Origin of the sequence: Carnimonas bestiolae (assembly GCF_051251145.1) — a bacterium.
Taxonomy (GTDB): domain Bacteria; phylum Pseudomonadota; class Gammaproteobacteria; order Pseudomonadales; family Halomonadaceae; genus Carnimonas; species Carnimonas bestiolae.
The window spans coordinates 46,899-61,705 of sequence record NZ_JBPCZK010000001.1 but is presented as its reverse complement, the minus strand read 5'-3'; the positions used below and the strand labels follow the sequence as shown (position 1 = coordinate 61,705).

The window sequence follows — 14,807 nt, the reverse complement described above, 5'->3', positions numbered from 1 at the left end:
CCTGCGCCAGGCCAGCGGCTGATATTCATCGCCCTGCTATCTGTTATAAAACACCCTGCCAGCATACGCCATTGCGTCTTAAGTGCATCACCAGCCGCGTCGGCAAGCAGTAACGCCAAGAGGCCCGAATACTCTCTCAACTTCCCTCCGCAACTTCAACGCGGCGGCACTCAGCGTTAAAAAAACCGCTGTTACCTCGGCAACAGCGGTTAGATGGACTGACTACTTTTTTGCTACTTAGGGCTTGATAGCGGCGCTTTCGAGATCGGCCGCATTCACCCAACTCGGGTACTTATCGCGGCGACTCCACACCACATAGTGCAGTCGAGATAGCATTACCGGATCGTCAAGCACAGCCACCTTGAGCGGCGCGGGAAAACGCTCGGGACCGGCTGCCAGCGCCTGGCGCACGATCTCCTGACGCCGCGCGTCCAGTAGCTCCGACTCGCGGTGACGAGCAAAGCCCATCGCGCATGCTACTGCGTTTGCCACTGGCGCCACCACGCTATCAACGAAGCTCGGACCAAGCCCGCGTTCGCGACCAATATGATTGAATTTCCAGGTACGGCGCAGCACGCGCGCAGGATGTGCTTCATCGGGGGTCAGGAACAGACGACGCTTGCGTGCTCCGATACCCAGATTCACTCGGCTGGAGATAACCGATACCGGAATCGACAGCACCAGCGCCCCAACAATCGGCGACAGCCACATCAGAAAGCGCGGATCGAGCCACAGCACCACCAGAATCCACACAATACCAAGGATGGTCTGGCCCATATGGCGTTTCGCGGCATCGCCCCAGCTGGTTTCACCACCGGCACGGTCGGGCGATTTCCACTTCGCCTTGATGCCCAGCAATGCGCCGAACACAAACTTGGTGTGGAACAGCATGCGCACTGGCGCCAGTAGCATCGAGAACAGCGACTCGATCACCATACTCACGAACAGCCGCAGCCGCCCGCCGTATTGTTCGGCACCCTTGCAGGCGATCAACAGCACGCTGAGAATTTTCGGCAAGAACAGCAGCGTTAGCGTGGTACTGAAGAGCCCCACCGCGCGCCATGGATGCCATTCTGGCCAGCTTGGGAAAAGCTGCATCGGCTGAGTGAAATACTGCGGCGCCGAGAAGCTCGACACTGCCAGCATCGCGGTGGATAGCAGTAGGAAGATAAACCACAGCGGCGCCGACAGGTACGACATCACGCCAGTCACGAACACCGCGCGGTGTACCGGATGCATGCCTTTCACGAACAGCAGCCGCACGTTCATCAGGTTACCGTGGCACCAGCGCTGATCTCGCTGTAACTCTTCGAGCAGGTTGGGCGGCAGTTCTTCATAGGAACCCGGCAAATCGTATGCGATCCACACGCCATACCCGGCACGCCGCATCAAGGCCGCTTCAACGAAGTCGTGAGAGAGGATTTCGCCCGACAGCGAGCCCTTGCCCGGCAGCGGTGCCAGCGAGCAATAGCGCATGAAGGGATCGACGCGAATGATCGCGTTGTGGCCCCAATAATGCGATTCGCCCAACTGCCAGAAGTGCAGGCCAGCGGTGAACAGCGGCCCGTAAACCTTGGAAGCGAACTGCTGAAGGCGTGCGTAAAGGTTGGTCGCCCCTGCGGCTACTGGAGCACTTTGGATCAACCCCGCATTGGGGTTGGCTTCCATCAGTTGGACCAGGCGCGTCAAACAGGCACTGGTCATTACGCTGTCAGCGTCGAGTACCAGCATGTAGCGATAGTCGGCACCGTAACGACGCAACCAGTCATCGAGGTTACCGCTCTTGCGCTTGACCCTGCGGCGGCGGCGGCGATAGAAGATATTATCGAAACCATCGACTTCGCGGCACAGCCTCAGCCACGCGGTCTGCTCGGCCACACAGGTATCGGGATCAGCGGAATCGCTGCAAATATAGATGTCGAAATGATCGAGCTGGCCGGCATCCTTGAGCGACAGATAGGTGGCTTTCAGCCCTGCGAAAACGCGATTGACGTCCTCATTGAAGATGGGCATCAGCAGTGCGGTTTTTGCCTCTGCGGCAATGGGCGCGTCGTCGGGAATCGATTTGGCGTTGATCGAATACCGATCGCGACCAGTCAGCAGTTGATAGAAGCCCATCAACGCTGTCCAGAAGCCCGACGATACCCACGCAAACAGCACCGCAAAGAACACCATGTTGGTCATTTCCAGCACGGTGCTGCCGTGATTGGGCAGGATGGTGGCCATATAGGTGACCGCCAGCGCGCTTTGCGCAATCACCAGCAGTAGCAGAATCCAGCGACGAATACTGCCGACGATGCGCCAGCGCGGACGCGCCGGCCGTTCGGAGGATTCTCGCTTACTGCGCCAGGGGCTCACCTTGCCACGGCGCAGCTGAACGCCTTTCACCATCCGCGCAAACAGACCGGTAGTCCAGGGCTTGGGCCCCATCGGCAAGCGATTGATCGGCGGCAGCGTGAGTAGCTGAACACGTCCAGCCGGGTCCTTGCGGAACACGCTCGACGGCGCCAGCGGCGTGCTGCCGTAGGCAATTTCGATACGCTTGAGCACTGAAGTGCTGGCCGGATCGGCGCTGTTGCGCTGCCCTTCCGCCAGCGCGTCCTGAACCTGATCGAACGACTCGACCGACGCCGCCTCGCGGCGCAGCCGTTCGGCTTCAGCACTATCCTTTGCTTGCTGCGCCAGCCGCTGCAAATAGAGCGCAGCGGCGTTTTCACCAGATGCGGATATATCAGTCATTGGGCTGCTGCACCATGCTCCAGGTTTCCGACAACCGCTGACCGGTTCCATCCTTGATGAAGGCGTTCATTTCTACCGGTTTCGACGCGTCTTTCGCCTTCACTTTCAAAATCACGCGGAAGCCATCGCTAACCGGATTGCGAACAACCTGACGATCGACGATATCGCCGTTGTCACCTGCGCTTGCCTCAAGGCTTACGCCGCTGTTGGCATCCAGATCCTTCAGATTGGGGCCCTTGAAATCAACGATGTAGGCGTTAGAGCCATCCGGCTTGCGCACCAGATTGTCTTGGGTGGTTTCGCCCAGCGAGCGACGCGTTTGATCGACCCATGCCAGATCGGGGTTTTTCAAACGCTGCTCATCCTTGGTAACCACCATGCGGTAATTGAAATTGATCGGCTCGCCCACCGGCAATTTTGCCTCGGGTTTCCAGTACGCAACGATATTGTCGTTGGTTTCGTCAGGCGTGGGAATTTCGACGAGCTCAACATCCCCCTTGCCCCAATTTTCCAGTGGCTTGATCCACAGGCTGGGACGCAGGTCGTAGCGATCGTTAAGGTCCTGGTAGTTATCGAAGTTGTGGCTGTTTTGCAGCAATCCGAATCCACGCAACTTCTCAACCGGAATGTCGGAAATATTGAGACGTTGCGGATTCGCCAACTGCCGCCACTGCCACTGATCTTCGCCCCGATCGTTGGCGGTCTGAATAGCCAGTCCGTTAGCGTCGTGGATGGCCGGGCGGTAGTTCACCTCAGAACTCGGCTGGGCCGGGCTGAACAGGTACATGCTGGTAAGCGGCGCGATACCAATCTTATCGACGCTGGTGCGCAGGAATAGCTCAGAGCGTACATCGACGACGGTGTCAGCGCCGGGGCGCACGACAAATCGATAGGCACCAGTCAGGCTCTTGGAGTCGAGCAGTGCGTAAATCACCAGATAGGGATCGTCCTTCTTCGGCTTGGCAATCCAGAATTCCTTGAACAGCGGGAACTCTTCGCCAGAAGACAATGCAGTATTGATCGCAACACCACGACCAGAGCTACCGTAGCGCTGATTACCGCCGATCGCGCGGAAATAGCTGGCGCCCAGGAACACCATCATCTCCTGCTTGCTGCTGCCATCGAGCTTGTGGTTAACGCGAAACCCTGCGTACCCGTTAACGTCCTGCAAGCTAGCGGGATCGATGCCGCTGTCGCCGAAGTTGAACTGATCAGGACTATAGGTGAGTGGTTTCACCTCACCTTCATCGACCTGATTAATTTTGACCGGCATGTCATAGCGCATGCCCTGATGGAAAAAGCCAATATCGAAGGGTAGATCTTCGCTGCGCCAAAGCGACGCATCGGGCTTGAACTGAATATCGGAGTAATGCTTGAAATCGAGCTGTTTAAGGCTATCGGGAAGATTGCTGGAAGGAGCTGAATAACTTTCCTGCGATAGGCTGCGCGCCTGATCGGCGACATCTTCGAAATTGAAGGCGAACGCCAGATGGGCGCTAAAAAACCCCGCAAGGCCGATGGAAAGTACTGCAATTCGTTTTTGCAGCCGACCCTGGGGGCCGACCCGATGTGATTGAGAGTGCACTGGCACGCAAAACTCCTTAAATGAACACCATGGCGTAGACCATGTAATGCAACCTATTGTAGCGGATCAGCCCACTAAATTCAGTGGCTCTGAACTAACATAAAAGGCTGGAAATACCTTCCAGCGATAACCACACCCCAACGAAAATAGTGACTATCAGGAAGTAAAAGCCCACTTCCCTCATCAGTTTCTTTTACGGTGCAACGTATCAACTTCGCCAGTAGCAAGTTGTTATGCACGACACTACATTGACCCGTGATCTCGCTATAAATTCGCTGGGCATGAGCAAGATAGCCAATTCAAAACGTTAACCATCATGACGCGCCCCCTATATAAATACTAGCGACAACAACGTTAGCTTACATAGTGATACAGGCTGCAAAGACGCTACGGCGACATTTTTACTCTTAAGGCATTGCTCAATTACCGTAGCGACCGCGCCCTCTCGCTTGGGTTATCTTGCACTATTCGCGGTTGTTTCCGGCATCGTTCGCTGGGTGCAACGCGGACCAAAACCCCATGTGGTGGTCGCACCATAGCTTTTGCTAAACTGAACGCATTTTCAACCACTTATCACGCGACAGGATGTCACCGGCATGAACTATACGGGAGCCCACGTGAGCGCTGCAGGCGGGGTCGCCAATACGATCGAACGCGCCGTTGAGATAGGCGCCAGTGCCTTTGCACTGTTTACCAAGAATCAGCGCCAGTGGCGGGCCAAGCCGCTCGATCCGGCACAGATTGAGGCGTTCAAGCAAGGCTGCGAGCAGCACGGATTTGGTCCGCAGCAGATTCTTCCGCACGCCAGCTACCTGATTAATCTGGGGCATCCTGATAGCGCTGCGTTGGAAAAGTCGCGTGCAGCGTTTCTCGATGAGCTACAGCGTGCCGAGCAGTTGGGCATCCATCTCGTGAACTTCCACCCAGGCAGCCACCTGCGCAAGATATCCCCTAGCGAATCGCTAGCGCTGATTGCCGAGTCGATTAACCAAGCGCTGGAGCGTACCGCTTTCACCACCGCAGTGATCGAAAATACCGCTGGTCAGGGCAGCAACCTTGGCTATAGTTTTGAGCAGTTGGCCGAGATTATCGATCAGGTGGAAGACAAGCAGCGCGTTGGCGTGTGCATCGATAGCTGCCATGCCTTTGCCGCTGGCTACGACCTCACCTCAGCCGCTGGCGCAGCGCAGGTGTGGGACGAGTTCGAGCGTATTGTCGGCCTGCAATTCCTGAAAGCCCTGCATGTTAACGATGCCAAAAGCGCCTTGGGCAGCCGCGTTGATCGCCACGATAGTCTGGGCGAAGGCAATATTGGTCTGGAAGGCATTGGCGCCTTTATTGGCGACAGCCGCCTCGATCGGTTGCCAATGATCCTGGAAACCGTCGAGCCGCAACGCTGGGCCGATGAAATTCGCTGGATGAATACGCAAATGGCGACCCAGCACTAACCGTTGGTCGTTACGATTACAATTTACTGCAGCTGAAACGGACACCCTATGCACGACTTTTTTGCCCAAGTGGGCGCGGCCATCGGTGCCGTTTTGCGTACGCTTATTGAGTGGGTTAATACCTTCTTCTCGTCTTTTGGCGATAGTTTCAAAGGATTTGCCGGCGGCTTGGGCGACGAATTGGGCATCGGCCATTCGCTCTTCAGCATTGTGATTGCCGTTATTGGCATCGCGCTTATCGTTAAAGGTATTCGCCGCCTAATGGCCAAGGCATTTATTAGTGGCCTTATCTGGCTGGTGATTGGGCTAAGCCTGCTTGGATTTATTATCCAATAGTGCTGTCGCTGAGCAGGTGCTAAATAGTCCTCCACCGCGACGACGCCGTTTGCAATATCCGCCTTGCCGAGGCTATCGAATGTTGCGTCAACCCAGTTTCAATGGCTAAATGCGCAGTAGTTTATTGCACAATAAAAACAAAATACGAAATAAGATTTCAGGAGAGCAGAATGAATTCGGCCGAACCCGCTTTTTCGCTAGACAGATACGACCGTAAAATCCTAGAAGTACTGCAGCGCGATGGGCGCATTAGCAACCAGGAGCTTGCCGACCGCATTGGTCTTTCTCCTTCCCCTTGTTTGAGGCGAGTTCGAGCGCTCGAGGAAAGCGGCCTGATTAGCGGCTACCGTGCTGAAGTAAGCGCCAAGCAGTTGGGCTTGAAGTTAATGGCGCTGCTTTATATCTCAATGGACGCCCACACCCCCGAGCGCTTTGCTCAGTTTGAGAAAAAGCTTGCCGATCTGCCACAAATCGTCGAGGCGTTACTGGTGACTGGGCAAGAAGCCGACTACCAGCTCAAGGTGACGGTGCGCGATATGGACGATTACCACGATCTACTGCTAAACCATATTACCCGCATCGAAGGCGTTACCGGCGTGCAATCAAGCTTCGTACTGCGCAAGGTATTCGATAACCCGCTGCCGTTGGAATAGTAACAAAAAGCCCCGAATAACCGCCGACCCTCGGTGTATTATTCGGGGCTAGTTATTTAGCAAGAGACGCTGCTGATTAGCCTTCCAACTCCTGCCTGACCAAATCAGCTCCCGCACTCAATGCTGCAAGCTTCCCTCTCGCTACTTTTCTCGGCAGCGGCGCCATGCCGCAGTTAGTGCACGGATACAGCTTGTCAGCATCAACAAACTGCAACGCCTTGCGTAGCGTGTCAGCGACCTGCTGAGGCGTTTCGATGGTGTCGGTGGCCACATCAATCGCCCCTACCATCACCTTCTTGCCGCGAATCAGCTCGATCAGCTCCATCGGCACGTGGGAGTTCTGACACTCCAGCGATACCATGTCGATGTTCGAGCGCTGTAGTTTCGGGAAGACATCTTCGTACTGGCGCCATTCGTTTCCGAGCGTTTTCTTCCAGTCGGTGTTGGCCTTGATACCGTAGCCGTAGCAAATATGAACGGCGGTTTCGCAGTTCAGCCCTTCAATCGCACGTTCGAGGGTTTCAATTCCCCAATCGTTCACTTCGTCGAAAAAGACATTGAAGGCAGGCTCATCGAACTGAATGATATCGACGCCTGCAGCCTCAAGCTCTTTCGCTTCCTGATTGAGAATGGTAGCGAACTCCCAGGCCAGTTTCTGGCGGCTCTTGTAGTGGCCGTCGTAAAGCGTGTCGATCATTGTCATGGGGCCAGGCAGCGCCCACTTGATCGGCCGCTCGGTCAATTGGCGCAGGTATTTGGCATCTTCCACAAACACCGGCTTTTGACGCGAGACCTCACCCACTACGCTGGGAACGCTGGCATCGTAGCGATTGCGAATTCGCACGGTTTCGCGTTTTTCGAAATCCACCCCGTTCAGATGCTCAATGAAGGTGGTCACGAAATGCTGACGCGTTTGCTCGCCATCGCTCACGATATCAATGCCCGCCAGCTCCTGCTCTTGCAGTACCAGCCGCAAGGCATCGTGCTTGCCTTCGGTGAGCACATCGTCCTGCAGCTTCCAGGGCGACCAGAGCTTCTCTGGTTCGGCTAGCCATGAAGGTTTAGGCAGACTGCCTGCCGTTGCTGTGGGTAATAACTTTTTCACGCTACGTCGTCCTGTCGTTGTTGCCTGATCAAATCGTGTAATGCTCGGCCCACTGATCCAGTACACCTTGGTATGGCTTAATGAAGTTCTCTTCGGTGAACCTGGCCTGTTTCACCGCCAGTTGGCTACGCTCCTCGCGATCGTAAACGATGCGGGTCAGAGAGAAGTCTTCATGCTCAAGGCGCGGTTGGAAGCATTGACTAGCAGCCGCATTGGCGTTGTATATCTCGGGGCGATAAATCCGCTGGAAGGTTTCCATGGTGCTAATGGCGCTGATGAGCTCGAGGTTAGAGTAATCATTCAGCAAATCGCCACGGAAATAGAACACCAGCGGTGCCACGGCATTGGGCGGCATGAAATAGCGAATCTTCATGCCCATTTTCGCGAAGTACTGGTCGGTTAGCGAAAACTCATCCTGGCGATATTCAACGCCTAGTATGGGGTGATAATTTTCAGTGCGATAATAGGTTTTTGTACTCGACACGCTAATACAGATAACCGGCGGCTTGCTGAACTGTTCGCGGTAGGTCGAGGAGTTTATAAAACAGTCAAACAGTTTTCCGTGCAGGTCACCAAACTTATCGGGAATGCTGAACTGCTCACTGTCCTTATTATGTTCCAGTAGCCGCACACTGAAGTCGTAATCGCGTACGTAGGAAGAGAAGTTATTTCCCACCATTCCCTCGATACGCCGATCATCCTGGTGATCCACAATGGTGGTTTTCAGGGTTTCAATGATGGGAAAGTTATTTCCATTACCTTCAATATCAGCGTCTACCGAGAGGATATCGAGCTCGACCGAATAGCGATCGCCCTTCGGGTTATCCCAGTGCGCTAATGCATTGAATCGATTATTCACCATCGTGAGAGTATTACGCAGATTAGCCTGACGGCTTTCTCCCCGTGCGAGATTAGCGAAATTGGTAGTAATGCGCGTGCGTTCGGCGGGCACATAATGCTCGTCGAATCTAATACTGTTAATACTAAATGTTATGTCGTTATTCATGTTTGCAACATGCCCCTATCCGTTAATTAAGAAGTGCCAACGGCTTAGAACGCAATGACGTTAACGCGATAAGCAATTAGCCAACTAAGCATTGACTCGCAGCGGTGAGTCGATCTTTATACACACGTTCTTTCATGAATAGAAATGACTTATACTCAAATAAACATGAGAAATTCTCATGAACACCGCCAAGCGGCGGCTGCGCCCGCTATTAATCGTGCCCGTGGCTATCAGCACCGCCCAGGCTCGGCAGCAACACCCAGGGTTAATCAATAAAAAAGTGCCATATCGAACAAATCGACATGGCACTTTTCTTTTATCTCGCCCGCTAGCATTAGCGCAGGCGAACATACTTCCTCGCCATGGTGCAGTGCCTTTGGGATATCGCGCGAGCCGCTGGCCCGTTACCCCGGCGCTTACGCCCTTATCGCGCTAGCCAGCCGCTAACGCTTTCTCGACTATTTCGAACAGATTACGTGACAGCGGCTCACGGCGAATCCTCTCCAGCTGTTCACGCATCAGCTGCTGACGCTGTTCGTCGAAGCGCTGATAGCGCGTTAGCGGCACAATCATGCGCGCGGCGATTTCGGGGTTAAGGCGATTGAGCTCGATCACTACGTCGGCCAGCAGCCGGTAGCCCTCGCCATCAATGCGATGGAAGTTAACCCGATTGGTCGCGAATGCCCCTACCAGCGCCCTCACCTTATTGGGGTTTTTCAGCGAGAATGCCGGATGCTGCATCAGGAATTTCACCCTTTCGAGCACATCGGGCTGCGGACGGGTTACCTGAATACCGAACCAGGCATCCATCACCAGCGAGTCGTGCCCCCACTGCTCGCCGAAGCGTTTCACTGCGTGATCGGCCAACTCGCTGTTATCGCTGTGTACCAGCAGTGTCATGGCCGCGCGCACATCGGTCATATTGGCGTCTGCATCGAACTGCTGCTTCGCCAGCGCGAGGCCTTCATCGCGCCCGCTGGCACACAGATAGCTCAGCGCCACGTTTTTGATCGCACGCTGCGCAATCTGCTTGAATTCGGGCACGTAAGGCGCATCGCTTTGCTGCTGACGGTAAAGCGCGAGGAATTCAGCGTAGAAGGTATCGCCTAGCGCCTGACGCACGAAATTGCGCGCCTGATGAATGGCATCGACATCGATCTGCTGCTGGAAGCCCGCAACGTATTGCTCGCTCGGCAAGGTGAGCATTTCCGCCAGAACGGCGTAGTCGTCGCTGGGCGTTGATACCAGCGTACCGACCACATCGGCCAACAGCGGATCGAGCTCCGGCGCCTGCTGCTGCTGAATGGCACGCATGGCTGACTCAATCGCGCGTCGCATCAGCTGCTGCCCAGCATCCCAACGGTTGAAGCCATCTTCGTCGTGCTTCATCAGCAGCGCCAAGGCGGCAGGCGAGTGGTCGTATTGCAGCTGCACAGGCGCTGAAAACCCGCGTAGCAATGAAGGCACCGGCCGGCTGGCAACGTTTTCGAAGACGAAGCTACGCTCGGCATCGCGTAGTTCTACCACGGTATCGGTACCCAGTGCTTTGCCCTCTATGACCAGCGACAGCGCCTCGCCCTGCTCACTCAGAAGCCCTAACCGCAGCGGAATATGCAGCGGTTGCTTCGACTCGGCGGGCTGTCCGGGGGTAGCAGGCGTGTGCTGGCGCACCGTCAAACGGTAGCGCTGCGCCCCTTCATCGTACTCATCGCTAACCTCCAGCACGGGCGTACCGGCCTGTGAGTACCAGCGCATGAACTGAGTGAGGTCGCGATTGCCCGCTTCCGCCAGCGAATCGATAAAGTCCTCTACGCGTACCGCCTGGCCATCGAAGCGAGAAAAGTACAGATCGGTACCCTTGCGATAATCGCCTGGCCCCAATAGGTGCTTGAGCATACGCACTAGCTCAGCACCCTTTTCATAAATGGTCAGGGTGTAGAAATTCGATATTTCGATGAAGCTTTCGGGCCTGACCGGATGAGCGGTAGGACCGGCGTCTTCGGCAAACTGGTGGGTACGCAGGAAATTGACATCCTGAATGCGCTTGACCGGTGCTGAGTTAATATCCGCTGAGAATGACTGATCGCGGAATACCGTCAGCCCTTCCTTCAGCGCAAGCTGGAACCAGTCGCGACAGGTCACGCGATCGCCAGACCAGTTATGGAAATATTCGTGGGCAATGATGCCTTCGATGCGCTGAAATGCGGCGTCGGTGGCCGTTTCAGGGTTCGCCAGCACCGCCGCGCTGTTGAAGATATTGAGGCCCTTGTTTTCCATCGCCCCCATGTTGAAATCGCTGACCGCGACAATCATGAACAGGTCGAGATCGTACTCACGGCCGTAGGTATCTTCATCCCAGCGCATCGCCCGCTTGAGCGCGCCCATGGCGAATTCAGTCTTGTTGAGATCCTGCTTTTCAACCCAGATTTGCAGCGTTACCTTGCGTCCGCTCTGGGTAATGAAATGGTCCTCACGCTTCTCAAGATTGCCCGCCACCAGCGCAAAGAGATAGCTAGGCTTGGGAAATGGATCCTGCCAGGTCACGTAGTGCCGATTGTTGGGCAAATCGCCGGATTCAATCGGGTTACCGTTGGAGAGCAGTACCGGCAATGAAGCGCGATCGCCGACCACCGTGACGGTATAAGCGGCCATCACGTCAGGGTGATCGGGGTACCAGGTAATGCGGCGGAAGCCTTCAGGTTCGCACTGGGTGCAGAACATCGAACTGGAGCGATATAGCCCTTCCAGCGCGGTATTGGCAGCAGGATCGATACTGACTTCAGTGGTCAGCTCGAACTGCTCCGACACGCTTAGCACGTCGAGGGTTTCGCCCTCTATACGATAATCGCGCCCTTCTTCCAGCGGCTGGCCATCCAGCGCGATGGCTTTCAGGGTCAGATCGACACCGTACAAGCGCAGCGGCAGCCCCACTTCACGCGCCGTATTGTGACGCACCGACAGGGTAGCCTGTACGCGGGTATCGTGGTCATCGAGCACAAATTTAAGGCTAACCGTATCAATCCAGTAGGCCGGTGGCTGGTAATCCTTCAGATAGATGGTGCGCGGTTCGGACATCCAAGCCTCCCTTGAGAAACGCAGCAATGAACAGTATTGCCGCCATCATAAGGGATTCAGCGGCTGAACGCAGGTGTTGTAAGTAGGCGGTCTGGCTTACCGTCGCCGCTGAGCCCTACCCACCGGCGCAGTACGCGAATAGCGGCAAGAGCATACCGCGGGCGATACCGCCAAAAGGTCTGCTCAGGCAATCGACCGGCGTTGAAAAAAGCTCGCTATCGGCGGGTTGATATCCACGCTAATTGCGCTGGCGCGCGAAGGAAGGACCGAGGGATCAGCGCAGCAGTAAGACACTGCGCTCGCCCTGCGAAGGAAGCGCAGCGCTGCGTGTTAGCGGGAGCTTAACGGCTTGATCATGCGCCACGCCGCACAACCATCGCTGTAATAGTTGTCTATCCAGCCTTGCGGCAGCCAACCCAAGCGCCGATAGAGCGCAAGTGCTGCACGATTGTCGGCGCGCACCTCCAGCATGGCGCTACTGCAGCCCCGCGCTATGGCCGCATTTTCGGCGTTGCCAAGCAGTCGCCGTGCCAGCCCTTGGCGCTGCACCCTGGGCTCGACGCACAGCGAATAGAGACGCGCCTTGCGGCTATTGCGCCGCATTAACAGCATCGCATAGCCCCACAAATACTGGCCCGAGGGCGCTTGGCGATCGGCGCTTTCGATTACTAGCGTGAGGGCATTGGCGCGCGTCAGCAGATGCCGCCACTGGCAGCGCGAAAACGCGACATCGTCATCGAAGCAGTCGAATTCGAGCTCTTCTAACTCGTCGATATCACTGATGCGCGCGGGCCGGATCATCATGTGGGAAAGATCGCTGCCGCGCCGCGCAGGTGTTAAGGGAGATTCAGCCATTACGCCGCGTCGAATTCGAGCAGATAGCCTTGGAAGCGGCGCACATTAATAACGCCGCTATCGAGAATCAGGTATTGCCCCTTCAGGCCCAATAAGGTGCCTTCGAGCTCAGGGGTGCGCTCAAGATCAATCGACTTGACCTTGCTCGGTGCCTCGAGCACAGGGTAATGAAAATGCCATGCCTGCGGATCAGGGTAAGGAGTGATCGCGCCCTCTCCAAACCGCTCGCTTAAGGCCTGAAGGCCGTCGCGAAAACGCTCGCGTAGTTGCACTGCGGTAGCCGCAAGATCAACCTCCAGCTGCTCGCCCTTCAGCATGCGTTGCCACGGCGTGCGGTCGGAAACAGCGCTGCGCAGCAGATCCTCAACCATGCCTGACTGCTGACGTGAGGCGACGGAAAAAATGGGCAGCGCCTGGCTGGCCCCTTGATCAAGCCAGCGCACCGGCATCTGCGACGGTTTGGTAATACCCACCTTGAGTGATGCGCTAGCGGCCAAATACACGATATGAGGAGCGAAGCAGTGGCGTTCGCCCCACTCGGGTTCGCGACAGGTGCCTTCGAAATAATGGCAACGCTCAGGTGCCATGATGCAGCGATCGCAGCGCGCCAAATGGGTGAAGCAGTACCAGCAATGCCCCTGCGAAAAGCTTTTTTTGGTGCGCTTGCCGCACGCAACGCAGCGAATCTCGCCCAACTGGCGCAGGCTGATGCGCTGTCCGAGCAGCCCATTCAGATCCACCGAATGCCCCCCCAGGGGCAGTCGATATTGCGCGACGCTATGGTTGTCTGCCGCAGAGATGTCTAACTTGCGAGCATGGCCCTGTAGCGTCACTCCTTCACCCATTTGATATCGTCGCCGTCATCGCTGTCATCGACATGAAGCTGCTCCTGCTGCCGATGGCGACTACGATCGATATAGCCAGTACGCGACTGTTCGTCGAACTGGTGGGTATTTTCGTATTTGATGATCGCTTCAAGGCATAGCTCCAACTGCGCCTGGCTCAGCTTTCGACCATCCGGCCACTTGCGCAACTCCACCGCCTGCTTCAGCGCCAAGTGAATCTCTGGCGTCATTTGGCCGGCCAATTCATCGAAGGTCATATCACTCATCGGAACTCCTTGATTGAGAACCGCTACCGTCCAACGGCGCTATTCTCAATGTAAAATGCGTGACCAGCGCAGCAAAAATACCCGCACAAAGTCCTGCCACATGTGCCCCGTTTGCCATCGTACCTAGCCCCAGCAACGCGGGCAGCGAAGTGAAACCAAATGCAAGCCACCCCAGCATAAACACCACCAACGGGGTCGGCACAAAAAACTGCCACGCTGGGCGCAGCCAGTTCAGCAACCACAGATAGCCCACATAGCCGAACACTACGCCTGACATGCCGCCAAACAGCGGTCCATTGGCGACGTACTGAGCCAGATTCGATATCAGCGCCACCACAATGCTGAACATCAACAGATGAAAGCGCCCCGCCCGCAGCTCAAGCTGCCGACCAAACACCCACACCCAGAGCAGATTATTCAGCAGATGCATCAGCGAAAAATGCATCAAGGCAGGCGTTACCAAGCGCCACCAAGCGCCACTGCCAAGCGTTTGGCTCAGCGTCGCCTGAGGTTCGCCGGCACTATTAAGCGGCACTATCGAAAGCGCTTGAAAGACGCGATTACTGGGCAATTGCAGCACACCATACACCACCAGACAGGCGGCGATCAGCAGCGAAGTGACCAGCGCCGCCTGTACTGCCCGACGCCATGGAGATGACTCAGCAATAGCGCGTGGCGGGCGCTCTACTCGCAGCGGTTCACCCGCCTGCCAGCGCTCAATCAGGGCGATGGTTTCCTGATAGCGATCGGGATCAGCAAGCGCAATCACCTGCCACTCGCGAGAGGCGCGATAATCATGGGTAATACGCGACTGCCACAGCGCTTGCCTAAGCGGCGCTAAATCAACATCAGGCGCAAAGCGCAATACCGGCGTTTGCATGAAAGCTCCTTGGC

Annotated in this window: 12 protein-coding genes; 3 read left to right on the top strand and 9 right to left on the bottom strand. The window is 56.0% G+C overall.

Going from position 1 to position 14,807, the window contains the following annotated elements:
* Positions 1–237: 237 nt before the first annotated feature.
* Both mdoH and R84865_RS00340 read right to left on the bottom strand, forming a co-directional pair.
* A complete protein-coding gene (gene mdoH / locus R84865_RS00345; RefSeq protein WP_435638529.1) occupies positions 238–2,739 on the bottom strand; it encodes a glucans biosynthesis glucosyltransferase MdoH in 2,502 nt (833 codons plus the stop codon).
* On the bottom strand, positions 2,732–4,330 hold the full coding sequence (locus R84865_RS00340; RefSeq protein ID WP_435632412.1) for a glucan biosynthesis protein G: 1,599 nt from the start codon (positions 4,328–4,330) through the stop codon (positions 2,732–2,734). The genes mdoH and R84865_RS00340 overlap by 8 nt, the downstream gene beginning before the upstream one ends.
* Positions 4,331–4,920: 590 nt before the next feature.
* On the opposite strand from R84865_RS00340, the gene nfo reads away from it, so the two are divergent.
* The 3 genes from nfo (at position 4,921) to R84865_RS00325 (ending at position 6,761) form a co-directional block, all read left to right on the top strand.
* Complete coding sequence (gene nfo / locus R84865_RS00335) at positions 4,921–5,772, top strand: deoxyribonuclease IV (RefSeq protein WP_435638528.1); 852 nt, start codon at positions 4,921–4,923, stop codon at positions 5,770–5,772.
* A 48-nt stretch (positions 5,773–5,820) separates the two neighbouring features.
* The gene (locus R84865_RS00330; RefSeq protein WP_435638527.1) at positions 5,821–6,108 is read left to right on the top strand and encodes a hypothetical protein; all 288 of its coding nucleotides are present in this window, start codon (positions 5,821–5,823) and stop codon (positions 6,106–6,108) included.
* A 170-nt stretch (positions 6,109–6,278) separates the two neighbouring features.
* Entirely contained in the window at positions 6,279–6,761 is a 483-nt protein-coding gene (locus tag R84865_RS00325) for an Lrp/AsnC family transcriptional regulator (protein WP_435632409.1), read from the top strand.
* 76 nt (positions 6,762–6,837) lie between these two features.
* Here the strand turns inward: R84865_RS00325 and R84865_RS00320 are convergent, their stop codons facing one another.
* From R84865_RS00320 to R84865_RS00290, 7 genes are all read right to left on the bottom strand, one after another.
* Complete coding sequence (locus tag R84865_RS00320; protein WP_435632408.1) at positions 6,838–7,866, bottom strand: methionine synthase; 1,029 nt, start codon at positions 7,864–7,866, stop codon at positions 6,838–6,840.
* A 28-nt stretch (positions 7,867–7,894) separates the two neighbouring features.
* Complete coding sequence (locus R84865_RS00315) at positions 7,895–8,872, bottom strand: DUF1852 domain-containing protein (RefSeq protein WP_435632407.1); 978 nt, start codon at positions 8,870–8,872, stop codon at positions 7,895–7,897.
* Between the two features lie 432 nt (positions 8,873–9,304).
* On the bottom strand, positions 9,305–11,947 hold the full coding sequence (pepN, locus tag R84865_RS00310) for an aminopeptidase N (RefSeq protein WP_435638526.1): 2,643 nt from the start codon (positions 11,945–11,947) through the stop codon (positions 9,305–9,307).
* 330 nt (positions 11,948–12,277) lie between these two features.
* Positions 12,278–12,802: a GNAT family N-acetyltransferase gene (locus R84865_RS00305; RefSeq protein WP_435638525.1), complete on the bottom strand. Its 525-nt coding sequence runs from the start codon at positions 12,800–12,802 to the stop codon at positions 12,278–12,280.
* The gene (locus R84865_RS00300; RefSeq protein WP_435638524.1) at positions 12,802–13,647 is read right to left on the bottom strand and encodes a DUF2797 domain-containing protein; all 846 of its coding nucleotides are present in this window, start codon (positions 13,645–13,647) and stop codon (positions 12,802–12,804) included. Before R84865_RS00300 ends, R84865_RS00305 begins: the two co-directional genes overlap by 1 nt.
* Positions 13,632–13,913, bottom strand: coding sequence for a DUF1315 family protein (locus R84865_RS00295; RefSeq protein WP_435638523.1), 282 nt, complete (start codon positions 13,911–13,913; stop codon positions 13,632–13,634). The genes R84865_RS00300 and R84865_RS00295 overlap by 16 nt, the downstream gene beginning before the upstream one ends.
* Positions 13,906–14,793 carry a rhomboid family intramembrane serine protease gene (locus R84865_RS00290; protein ID WP_435632402.1) on the bottom strand — a complete coding sequence of 296 codons (888 nt, stop codon included), beginning with the start codon at positions 14,791–14,793 and terminating at the stop codon, positions 13,906–13,908. The genes R84865_RS00295 and R84865_RS00290 overlap by 8 nt, the downstream gene beginning before the upstream one ends.
* Between the last annotated feature and the right edge of the window lie 14 nt (positions 14,794–14,807).

Coding starts and splice junctions, on each gene's coding strand:
- R84865_RS00305 (WP_435638525.1), bottom strand. CDS start 12,802: ATGGCTGAATCTCCCTTAACACCTGCGCGGCGCGGCAGCGATCTTTCC.
- R84865_RS00300 (WP_435638524.1), bottom strand. CDS start 13,647: ATGGGTGAAGGAGTGACGCTACAGGGCCATGCTCGCAAGTTAGACATC.
- mdoH (WP_435638529.1), bottom strand. CDS start 2,739: ATGACTGATATATCCGCATCTGGTGAAAACGCCGCTGCGCTCTATTTG.
- R84865_RS00315 (WP_435632407.1), bottom strand. CDS start 8,872: ATGAATAACGACATAACATTTAGTATTAACAGTATTAGATTCGACGAG.
- pepN (WP_435638526.1), bottom strand. CDS start 11,947: ATGTCCGAACCGCGCACCATCTATCTGAAGGATTACCAGCCACCGGCC.
- R84865_RS00330 (WP_435638527.1), top strand. CDS start 5,821: ATGCACGACTTTTTTGCCCAAGTGGGCGCGGCCATCGGTGCCGTTTTG.
- R84865_RS00325 (WP_435632409.1), top strand. CDS start 6,279: ATGAATTCGGCCGAACCCGCTTTTTCGCTAGACAGATACGACCGTAAA.
- nfo (WP_435638528.1), top strand. CDS start 4,921: ATGAACTATACGGGAGCCCACGTGAGCGCTGCAGGCGGGGTCGCCAAT.
- R84865_RS00290 (WP_435632402.1), bottom strand. CDS start 14,793: ATGCAAACGCCGGTATTGCGCTTTGCGCCTGATGTTGATTTAGCGCCG.
- R84865_RS00295 (WP_435638523.1), bottom strand. CDS start 13,913: ATGAGTGATATGACCTTCGATGAATTGGCCGGCCAAATGACGCCAGAG.